This window comes from Aeromonas sp. LsrichE-8G, from assembly GCF_022869435.1.
In the GTDB taxonomy this organism is placed as follows: Bacteria; Pseudomonadota; Gammaproteobacteria; order Enterobacterales; family Aeromonadaceae; genus Aeromonas; species Aeromonas caviae.
The window spans coordinates 1-9,204 of sequence record NZ_JALIHH010000284.1 but is presented as its reverse complement, the minus strand read 5'-3'; the positions used below and the strand labels follow the sequence as shown (position 1 = coordinate 9,204).

Below are 9,204 nucleotides of genomic sequence, written 5' to 3'. Positions count from 1 at the left end.
CGTAATGAATTTCTGGACTTGAGAGGTGCTTACAGCAAACCCGTACTCTGGTCACGCTCTTACTTTGCGGGCTCTTGCGGCGGAGCACCGTTGGAGGTGATCAAGCAATACATTCAAAACCAGCGGGGCTGACGCCCCGGCGAAATCCCCCTCCCACCTACGTCGGAGGGAGTCCCCTTTCGCATTTAAGATGGGTCCTCCGTGAAACGAGCTGCCAGTGTAGCGGGCCGCCGCCGCTTTGACAGCACCGGGATCACAACCTCGGGGTTTCCTTTGCATCAGGCATGATGGCGGGAGCGCTCGCCCTTGGGGTCAGGGCAGGGTCACTCGGAAGGGGCGACCACGGCCTCCTCTCCCCTGGCGGTGCGTTTCAGTTGCCCCATGAATTGCTTGAAATGGGGGAGAAACCCCTTGAACAGCTCCTCTTTGCGATGCTGCATCATGACTTCGCCAAACAGCTTCAACCCGACGATAAACGCCTGATGTTCCTGCTCCGACATGGCCAGCTTCCCCTTGCTGAGCGCCAGGATGGCAAAGATGTCGTCGTGATTCTGGCAGTCGAACTGCAACGGGGGCACCTCGCGGTCCAGCGCCTGGACCTGTACACGATAGCTGTGTGGCATCTTTCATCTCCTCTCGGGCTGGGCTTTTGCCCATATGGTTGATAAAATCAATTAAATCCTTTTAAGTTGACTTTATCAACCATGAAGTTATCAAACCGCCTCTTCCGGATCCTCGATCAGTACAAAATCGCCATGACCCAGCATTTCCGGGCACAGCAGATCGCCCTTAGCCCCCTCCATTACAAGGTGCTGCAACTGATCCATGCGCTGGATCCCGCCACGCCGCAGCTCATCGCGCAGCGGTCGGGCCGCGACAAGGCGCAGGTGACGCGCCTGCTGCAGGAGATGGAGAAACAGGGGCTCATCGAGAAGCGGCCCCATCCCACTGACAGACGCAGCATCTGTCTGGCCTTGACCCCGCTGGCCTGCGAGCGGGTCAACCAGGGGGAGCAGGAGGCCGCACGGCTCGACGAACGGCTGTGTTCCCTGCTGACGCCGACGGAGATAGCGCAGTTGCAGCAACTGCTGGACAAGATAGAAAAAGGGCTTGAGTCGACCGGTTAGGGTCAGCGTCAGGGGGTCCGCTGCCTGATTTGTGGCCAACCAGCACGGCCTGCGCTGGCGGCGCCTTGTGAGCCACTCCCGGAGATGGTATCACTGGCCCCACTCTCCCCTTCCCGCCGAGGCGCCATCGTGATCACCCTGATTAAAGAGTCCGACCAGTTGAAAATGCCCTGGAAGAACAGGCAGGGCACCACGGCCCAGATCCTGATCTCCCCCCCTGGTTCGACCCTGGACAAGCTCGACTTTGACTACCGGCTGAGCTCAGCCCCCATCAAGGAAGCGGGGAGTTTCTCCCGCTTTCCCGGCTACCAGCGCATCCTGCTGCCCGTCAGCGGTGCCGGTTTCGTGCTCAACGGCCACCCCTACGCCACCTTCGAGGCAGCCCACTTCAGCGGGGATGACGAGACCCGCTGCGAGCTGCTGAAAAAAGAGGTGACGGATCTCGGGCTCATCTACCACCCGGCGCGCATCAGCGCCAACGTGCGGGTGCTGAACCTGCCCTTCCCCCTCAGCCTCACCCTGGAGACGGACAAGTGCTACCTCTGCCACCTGCTGGAGGGCCAGCTCACCGTGCAGGGGCAACAGGTCGCACCGGGAGAGACCCTGGTGGTGCAAGGGGAGGAGAGCATCCGCTTCGAGTGCGGCAAGAAGACCACCCTCGCCTTCTTTACCCTGCAGCCCAAGCAGGCCGCCGTTTAACGCCGAGGGGCACGGCCCCCGCTGTCGAGGCAGGCCTGCATGGTGTCATAGGGGGTATAGTGCCTGGTGCGGCTGTAGTAGGTGCCGCCCTTGGGGTGACAGATGCCGCTCCGGCTCTTCTTCACCGGGGGCTCGGCGGCCAGCGCGATGGCACACAGCAGCATCAGGCAACAGCCAAGCATCCGTTTCACTGCGTTCATGCTCTCTTTTCCGAAGGGGCGTAGGCGGGCCACTGGCCCATTTGCGGCCTATTCTACGCCGCTCATCTCCTTGCCACCCCAGACCAGATCATGAAAGCACCGCGACGCAGCGCAAGCGAAGACAAAAAAGCCGGGCCCCTCCCGGCTTTTGCTTGTGCTGGCGGCGACACGACCCTTGGCACTACCCCACCTTGAAGCTGCCCTTCATCAGGGCGAAGTGGCCCGGGAAGGAGCAGAAGAAGGTGAGATCCTTGCCCGCCAGGCCGTCGGTCTTGAAGGTGACGCTGGTGCTCTCGCCGCCCCCCACCAGCTTGGTGTGGGCCAGGATCCTGGGGTCATCCTTGGGCAGGTAGTCGTGATCGACCCCGGCGCTCATGCCGGCGGTGGCGATGGCCTGATAGTCGGCGGTGTTGGCCAGCACCCAGTTGTGGCCCATGTTGGCCACCGGCAGCTTGCCCGTGTGATTGAGGGTCACCGTCACCTCCTTGCAGGTGGCCGGCACGCTCATCCCCGTCTGGTTGAACTGCATGGCGTCATTGCCTTCGATCACCAGTGCGCACTCGTCGGCCAGGACCGGGGTGGCGAGGGAGCCAAGAAGCAGCAGGGTTAACACCTTTTTCATCACGTTCTCCTTTGATTGACGAAGGATGACAGCACAGGCATCTCGCCCCCGTGGGCGCGACCCGCAAAGATGCTGTCAGGATCGATCTTCATTGTATTCAAATGTCACCGAAGGACGACCGCTTTTGGGCCAGCCTGCGAGCCCGGTCACTTCTTTTCTCCCGACCCCGGGCCCAAAGCGGGTTGATCAAATTCCCCTCCGGCTTAATTATTTGCGGCCTTCCCGCCCACGGCCACTCGCCAACACCGCAGCCGTTGGCTAAGCTGCTCCCCCGTCGATGACTCCCGCGAGAATGAGAGATGAAGTTCCCCTTTGCGCCTGCGCTGGCGCGCACCCTGCTGCTCTCCCTGATCCTGCTGCTTGGCGCCTGCCAGCCGGCCCCGACCCAGACCCGCATCCAGGGCAACACCATGGGCACCTATTATGCGGTGACCCTGAGCGACCCCTTCCCCGGCGGACAGGGGGCACTGCATCAGGAGGTGGAGGCGCTGCTGGCACGCCTGAACAAGGAGATCTCCACCTATGATCCGGGCTCCCTCATCTCCCGCTTCAATCAGGGAACGGGGCAGCCCCCCCAGGTCATCCCGGCCACCATGGCGAAGATTGTGCAACAGGGCATTGACGCCGGGCACCTCACCCGGGGGGTTCTCGATGTCACCGTGGGGCCCCTGGTCAATCTGTGGGGATTCGGGCCGGACAAGCGCCCGGTCAGGCGGCCCAGCGCAGAGCAGATCGCCAAGGCGCGGGAGCGGGTCGGCATCGACAAGCTCACCCTGACCCCCGAGGGGGATCACTTCCTGCTCGGCAAGGCCATCCCAGACCTCTATCTGGATCTCTCCACCCTGGGCGAGGGTGCGGCCTCCGACGAGATAGCCGGGCTGCTGGAGCAAAAAGGGGTCCACAACTACCTCATCGAGGTGGCGGGGGCGGTGCGCAGCAAGGGGCACAACGACAAGGGCAATCCCTGGCGGGTGGCCATCGTCGAGCCCTCGGACAGACCGGGCGCCATCGAGGATGTGGTGACCCCGAACGGCATGGCGGTGAGCACCGCCGGCAGCTATCGCAACTATTACGAGCTCGACGGCAAGCGCTACTCCCACATCATCGATCCTGCCACCGGCGAGCCCGTGACCCACAAGCTGGTCTCCGCCACCCTCATCACCCCCACGGCCCTGGAGGCCGATGCCCTCGACACCGCCCTCATGGTGATGGGTCCCGAGCGGGCGATGGCCTTTGCCAGGGAGCACAAGCTGGCGGTCTATCTCATCGAGAAGACCGCCACGGGCTTTGCCGCCAGCCACACCCCCGAGTTTGCCCCCTATCTGGTGCGCAAGCAGCCCTGAATGACGAGGCCCCGCAGTGCGGGGCCTCGTTCACTGACCGCCTATTCGATGGGGATGCGGTGGGGCGCTGGGCTGGCCGCCTGCTTGGGCAGGCGCAGGGTGAGGATGCCGTTGTCAAAGCGGGCGCTCACCTGCTCTGGCGACACCTCCACCGGCAGCTCGACGCTGCGCGACACGCTGCCATAGTAGCGCTCGCTGCGCAGGGCCCGTTCATCCTTGCTCTGGCTGTCAAACTGGCGGATCTCCGCCTTCAGGGTCACCAGCTTGCCGTGCACGTCCACGTGGATGTCCTCCTTCGCCACCCCGGGCAATTCCGCCAGCAGCAGGTAGTCATCCCCGCTCTCCCGCAGATCCAGCTTGATCTGGCCGGGCAACGGGTCCCCGTGCAGGGGACGGATGTAGAAGCCGGAGGCCATGTCGTGGAACAGGTCATCAAACAGGCTGGTGCGACTCGGTAGCAAACTCATCTGATCCCTCCTTGTGAGCGGGCAAGGGAGCAGACGGGCACCCTGCCCTCTGCTGCCTCCCGCATGCTGACGCTCTTCAAGTCTAAAAACCGGGACAGCGCCTGCCAGTGCCAACTCGCCTTCCATTGACCGGGATCAAAGGCAAGACACCCTTTTTTTCACCCAAGGTCTGCGGGAAAAACCGGGGGGCCTCCCCATGTGCAATTGCCTGCCTGCGGACTTTGGTGGCACACTTCTCCCACCAGCCCGTAGCGCCTTGATGCCAGACAGATGCAGACACCGGACTCCGTACCCGAGAAGAAACCCCAGCCCAAGCCCAAGCGCATCCTGCTGGTCAACGAACAGCGTTCCTTCCAGATGATGATGAAGGCGATGCTGATCAACATCGGCATCAACCGCATCACCTACACCAACTCCGCCGACGAGGCGCGCCGCCGCTGCCAGAAAGAGAGCTTCGACATCTATCTGCTCGACTATGAGCTGGGGGCGGGCGAGAACGGCCGCCAGTTGCTGGAAAGCCTGCGGGATCAGCAACTCATTCCGCCCCAGAGCGTGGTGATCATGGTCAGCAGCGACGGCTCCCGCGCCATGGTGCTGAGCGCGCTGGAAGCCGAGCCCGACGAATACCTGATGAAGCCCTTCTCCCAGGAGCAGTTCTCGTTTCGTCTCAAACGCGCCCTCGCCCGGCACCAGGCGCTGGAGAGCGTCTTCAGCGCCCTCACCCGGGACGATCTGCCCGCCCTGGTGGAGGCCTGTGCCAAACAGGCGGACGCAGTGCCCCGCTTTGCCAACTTCTGCCGCTGCCTGCAGGCCGACACCCAGCTCAAGCTGGGCCAGGCCAAGGAGGCCCGCAGCCTGATGCGCCAGCTGCTGGCGGGGCAGGAGAACAGCTGGGCTCGCCTCACCCTGGGCAAGGCGTGCCATACCCTGGGTCTGCACGAGGAGGCGGTGAGCCACCTGCAAGCCACCCTGAAACACACCCCCCTGATGGTGGAGGCCTACCTCTGGCTCGCGGAGTCCCTGCTGGCGCTGGGCAATGACGAGCAAGCCCAGCAGGAGCTGCGCCGGGCGGTGGACATCTCTCCCCAGTCGGTGCAGCTCTCCCGCCGTCTGGCGGAGGTGTGCCTGCAACGGCACGACTACGCCCAGGCCAAGGACGTGCTGCTCGCCCTCATCGACTTGTCGCGCAACTCCATCCACCGCACGCCGCATTATCTCGGGGCCTATATCCAGACCCTCACCTTGTACGCCCTCAACAGCAACGACGGCTACCACATCGCCAACCTGCAAAAGCAGGTGAACTCCGCCCTGTCGCGCATCCGCGACTCCCTGATGATGTCGGAGTTCAACTACCCGGTGTTCGAGCAGATCTGCCAGGCCCGGGTGCGCATCGCCCTGGGGGAGCTGCTCAAGGGCAAGAAGATGCTCTATCGCGCCAACCAGAACTGGCTGGACGAGCCCGCCACCATGCCTCCGGCTCTCCTTGGCGAGACCATACTCGCCCTCTATCAGCTCGGGGAGTTCGAGTACGCCGAGAGCCTGCAACCCCTGCTGGCGGAGGATGAGGATCGGCTGCTCACCACCTGCATCCAGGTAACCCGGGATGACAAGACGGTGCAGGAGCGGCGCCAGCGCTATCAGCAGCTCAACGATCTGGGCATCAAGGCCTATCAGGCCGGAGAGCTGGAGCAGGCCCTCGGCCACTTTCGCGAGGCCCTGCGCCGGGCGCCCGCCAATACCGGCGCCGCCCTCAACAAGATCCAGGTGCTGCTGCAACTCATGCAGAAGAACCGCAAGAGCCCGGAGTTTGGCGCCGAGTGCAAGGAGACCCTGGAGGTGCTGGAGGGCATCCCCCTCAACCCCGCCCAGCAGGAACGTTTTCGCAAGCTGCGCCAGGAATATCATCAGCACAGCTGATATCCCCCCTCCTCCCCTCACCTATGCTGATACTGACTCAGGGAAGGGAGGGGCAACACCATGGCAATGTGCCGATACCTGGTGGCCGATGGCCGCCACTGCACCGAAGAGGCAGGGGATCATGATCTCTGCCGCTGGCACGACCCCGCTGCGGCCCACAACACCCCTGATACCGCCCAGGCGCTGGAGCGCTATGTGCGCCAGGGAGGCCTGTGCCACGGCCTGCAACTGGCCCGCGCCGAGCTGGCGGATCTCAACCTGGTGAACAGGCAGGGTCCGGAGGGATTCTTGCTGGAGCAGTGCAACCTCTATCGCGCCAACCTGCGGGGGGCCCATCTCTACGGCATTCGCATCAAGGGCGGCAGCCTGATGAAGGCCGATCTGAGCGAAGCGAACCTCCACTGCGCCACCCTCGACGACGTCAACCTGCTCGGCATCCGCTGGAAGAACACCCGCCTCGACAACCTGGAGACGGGCAAGCGGCTGATGCAGGACAGAAAGGGGCGCCGCGAGCGGGACCCGGCACAGGTCCGCGTCTGGTTCAAGGAGGCGGAGGAGACCTACCGGGATCTGCGCAAGGCCTCGGAGACCCAGGGCATCTTCACCATGTCCGGTCGCTACATCCAGCAGGAGCTCACCATGCGCCGCCTGCAGATGCCGTTCTGGTCCTACCGCCGCTTCGCCTCCTGGATAGTGGATCTCTTCTGCGGTTACGGCGAGGCCCCCATGCGGGTGGTGCTCTTCTCCCTGCTGCTCATCGTCATCTGCAGCATTTTTTACTTCTTCTGCGGCCTCAACTTCGCGGGCACCCACCTCATCTATCGCCCGGACGCTCCTCTGGAGCAGAACGCCATCTTCCTGATGGAGTGCCTCTACTACAGCGTGGTGACCTTCACCACGCTGGGGTATGGGGACTTCACCCCGGTGGGGTTGTCGCGGATCTTCGCCGCCTTCGAAGCCTTTACCGGCAGCTTCACGCTGGCACTGTTCGTGGTGGTGTTTGTCAAGAAGATGACCCGCTAGAAACCTGTCCACGATCTTGCTGGGAAGCCGCTTCCAAGGCTCATGTGCTGCTCGCTTATGTGTCGCCAGGCGCTTCCATGTATACATATGCACTCAGGCTCCTCTGCTGCGCGTCACCTTGCTGACAGACTCTCGCGACAGATCGTGAACAGATTACCGAGCCGCTGCGCCAGTCACAGCCCCCGAACTTGCATCCATCGCGGATTCCTAGTCCAATAAGCGACGAACAAAAACGACATGAGCACCCCGAACATGAAGATCATCTCTTTCAATATCAATGGCCTGCGCGCCCGTCTTCATCAGTTGCAAGCCCTTATCGACAAGCACCAGCCGGACGTGATCGGCCTGCAGGAGATCAAGGTGCACGACGAAGCCTTCCCGGTCGCGGATGTGGAGGCCATGGGCTACCACGTGGTCTTCCACGGCCAGAAGGGGCATTACGGGGTCGCCATCATGAGCAAGCAGGCTCCCATCGAGGTGCAAAAGGGTTTCCCCACCGATCCGGAAGATGCCCAGCGCCGCATGATCATGGCCAGCTTCAAGCGGGAAGACGGCTCCGTCATCAAGGTGATGAACGGCTACTTCCCCCAGGGGGAGAGCCAGGATCACGAGACCAAGTTCCCGGCCAAGCAGAAGTTCTATGAAGACCTGCAGCACTACCTCGAGACCCACCACACCCCGGACGACCAGATAGCGCTGATCGGGGATATGAACATCTCCCCCACGGATCTCGACATCGGCATCGGCGAGGCGAACCGCAAGCGCTGGCTGCGGGATGGCAAGTGCTCCTTCCTGCCCATCGAGCGTGAATGGATGGAGCGCCTGAAAGGCTTCGGGTTGACCGACACCTTCCGCGCCGCCAACCCCACCGAGTGCGAGCGCTTCTCCTGGTTCGACTACCGCTCCAGGGGCTTTGACGAGAACCGGGGCCTGCGCATCGACCTCATCATGGCCTCCGACGCCCTCAAGGACAAAGTGACCGAGACCGGCATCGACTACGAGCTGCGCGGCATCGACAAGCCCTCGGATCACGCCCCCATCTGGACCTGCTTCGCCTGATCCCCACGCTAGGCTAGCCCTCGCCAAAAGACCCTGCCCCCGCCCATGCGGGCAATGCTGTTCACTTAAGCGGAGCCGCATTGCGATTTACCGGAAAACGGGTCTTTGATATCTTCACCGCCCTGGGTCTCGATGGCCTGGGGCGTTTTTCTATGAACATGACGCCTATGCAGCCCCGCAACTCCGCCAACCTCCGTGGCGTATGGGCTGGCGATAACGCGCCCGCCATCACTGCCATCTGGTTCGCGATGAAATGACAGGCAAACTTAAAGCTCACCTCATTGGGCGCTCGCTGATGGGCTACGGCGGCCTGGCTGGCCTCCCGCCTGACCAGATTGTATCCAAGCAGCAATCCCCACAGCTCCTGATAGACCAAGTCCACTTTCTTGCTTCTCAGCGTGATGGCGTTGTGCTGCATCGCGCTTTTGATATCCCGGTATCCCAGCTCGATTTCCCAGCGCTCGTGGTACAGGGTCGCCACCTGAGCTGCGCTGAATCGCGCCACGGGCAGGGAGGTAAAGACCGTTTTCTCCTTGCCTGCCACCTCATAGGTCACTGCGCGAACTTGCCAGTGTGTCGGCAACGCCGGGTTTTTCTTGCTAGCCTGAGGCGAGACCGTCATTTGCAACAGACGGTCACCGTCGCCATAGCGCTCAAGTTCCGTGTATACCAGCCCCTTGCGTTCCGGGATGAGCCAGTGACGGTCGGTGTCTTCGGCCTGAATACGCAGCAACAGGTCGGCACCGA

General features: G+C 62.7%; 11 protein-coding genes and 1 pseudogene. 7 read left to right on the top strand and 5 right to left on the bottom strand.

The genetic code is table 11. The annotated features are described in order from the left end of the window. On the top strand, positions 1 to 132 hold a 132-nt coding region (locus tag MUW49_RS21325; protein ID WP_244813212.1), incomplete at its 5' end, for a transposase. Between the two features lie 191 nt (positions 133 to 323). Here the strand turns inward: MUW49_RS21325 and MUW49_RS21320 are convergent. Next, positions 324 to 623, bottom strand: coding sequence for a DUF3861 domain-containing protein (locus tag MUW49_RS21320; RefSeq protein WP_045524039.1), 300 nt, complete (start codon positions 621 to 623; stop codon positions 324 to 326). Positions 624 to 704: 81 nt separating this feature from the next. Here MUW49_RS21320 and MUW49_RS21315 point away from each other — a divergent pair, with 81 nt between their 5' ends. Both MUW49_RS21315 and MUW49_RS21310 read left to right on the top strand, forming a co-directional pair. Further along, the gene (locus MUW49_RS21315) at positions 705 to 1,127 is read left to right on the top strand and encodes a MarR family transcriptional regulator (protein ID WP_125117369.1); all 423 of its coding nucleotides are present in this window, start codon (positions 705 to 707) and stop codon (positions 1,125 to 1,127) included. A gap of 129 nt (positions 1,128 to 1,256) precedes the next feature. Continuing rightward, the gene (locus tag MUW49_RS21310; RefSeq protein WP_043155563.1) at positions 1,257 to 1,826 is read left to right on the top strand and encodes a HutD family protein; all 570 of its coding nucleotides are present in this window, start codon (positions 1,257 to 1,259) and stop codon (positions 1,824 to 1,826) included. Here the strand turns inward: MUW49_RS21310 and MUW49_RS21305 are convergent. Further along, on the bottom strand, positions 1,823 to 2,026 hold the full coding sequence (locus MUW49_RS21305) for a hypothetical protein (protein ID WP_244813210.1): 204 nt from the start codon (positions 2,024 to 2,026) through the stop codon (positions 1,823 to 1,825). The genes MUW49_RS21310 and MUW49_RS21305 overlap by 4 nt on opposite strands. 181 nt (positions 2,027 to 2,207) lie before the next feature. Then, positions 2,208 to 2,648, bottom strand: coding sequence for an azurin (azu, locus tag MUW49_RS21300; protein WP_102948687.1), 441 nt, complete (start codon positions 2,646 to 2,648; stop codon positions 2,208 to 2,210). Between the two features lie 299 nt (positions 2,649 to 2,947). Between azu and MUW49_RS21295 the strand changes: the two genes are divergently transcribed. Further along, entirely contained in the window at positions 2,948 to 3,991 is a 1,044-nt protein-coding gene (locus tag MUW49_RS21295; RefSeq protein ID WP_244813207.1) for an FAD:protein FMN transferase, read from the top strand. 41 nt (positions 3,992 to 4,032) lie between these two features. Here MUW49_RS21295 and MUW49_RS21290 read toward each other — a convergent pair whose 3' ends face one another. Continuing rightward, positions 4,033 to 4,458 carry an Hsp20/alpha crystallin family protein gene (locus MUW49_RS21290; protein ID WP_010673670.1) on the bottom strand — a complete coding sequence of 142 codons (426 nt, stop codon included), beginning with the start codon at positions 4,456 to 4,458 and terminating at the stop codon, positions 4,033 to 4,035. Positions 4,459 to 4,728: 270 nt separating this feature from the next. Here MUW49_RS21290 and MUW49_RS21285 point away from each other — a divergent pair, with 270 nt between their 5' ends. From MUW49_RS21285 to xthA, 3 genes are all read left to right on the top strand, one after another. Continuing rightward, positions 4,729 to 6,375 (top strand): response regulator, encoded by a 1,647-nt coding sequence (locus MUW49_RS21285; RefSeq protein ID WP_244813205.1) that lies wholly within the window; start codon positions 4,729 to 4,731, stop codon positions 6,373 to 6,375. Between the two features lie 60 nt (positions 6,376 to 6,435). Beyond that, positions 6,436 to 7,398 carry an ion channel gene (locus tag MUW49_RS21280; RefSeq protein WP_244813203.1) on the top strand — a complete coding sequence of 321 codons (963 nt, stop codon included), beginning with the start codon at positions 6,436 to 6,438 and terminating at the stop codon, positions 7,396 to 7,398. A 252-nt stretch (positions 7,399 to 7,650) separates the two neighbouring features. After that, on the top strand, positions 7,651 to 8,457 hold the full coding sequence (gene xthA, locus MUW49_RS21275; protein ID WP_010673667.1) for an exodeoxyribonuclease III: 807 nt from the start codon (positions 7,651 to 7,653) through the stop codon (positions 8,455 to 8,457). Positions 8,458 to 8,518: 61 nt separating this feature from the next. Here xthA and MUW49_RS21270 read toward each other — a convergent pair. After that, positions 8,519 to 9,204, bottom strand: a pseudogene (locus tag MUW49_RS21270) (IS4-like element ISAeme15 family transposase); the annotation flags it as partial.

Bases quoted from the DNA above. Each gene is read 5' to 3' on its own strand.
- MUW49_RS21280 (WP_244813203.1), top strand. From the start codon at position 6,436: ATGGCAATGTGCCGATACCTGGTGGCCGATGGCCGCCACTGCACCGAA.
- MUW49_RS21290 (WP_010673670.1), bottom strand. From the start codon at position 4,458: ATGAGTTTGCTACCGAGTCGCACCAGCCTGTTTGATGACCTGTTCCAC.
- MUW49_RS21320 (WP_045524039.1), bottom strand. From the start codon at position 623: ATGCCACACAGCTATCGTGTACAGGTCCAGGCGCTGGACCGCGAGGTG.
- MUW49_RS21295 (WP_244813207.1), top strand. From the start codon at position 2,948: ATGAAGTTCCCCTTTGCGCCTGCGCTGGCGCGCACCCTGCTGCTCTCC.
- MUW49_RS21315 (WP_125117369.1), top strand. From the start codon at position 705: ATGAAGTTATCAAACCGCCTCTTCCGGATCCTCGATCAGTACAAAATC.
- MUW49_RS21285 (WP_244813205.1), top strand. From the start codon at position 4,729: ATGCAGACACCGGACTCCGTACCCGAGAAGAAACCCCAGCCCAAGCCC.
- xthA (WP_010673667.1), top strand. From the start codon at position 7,651: ATGAAGATCATCTCTTTCAATATCAATGGCCTGCGCGCCCGTCTTCAT.
- MUW49_RS21305 (WP_244813210.1), bottom strand. From the start codon at position 2,026: ATGAACGCAGTGAAACGGATGCTTGGCTGTTGCCTGATGCTGCTGTGT.
- azu (WP_102948687.1), bottom strand. From the start codon at position 2,648: ATGAAAAAGGTGTTAACCCTGCTGCTTCTTGGCTCCCTCGCCACCCCG.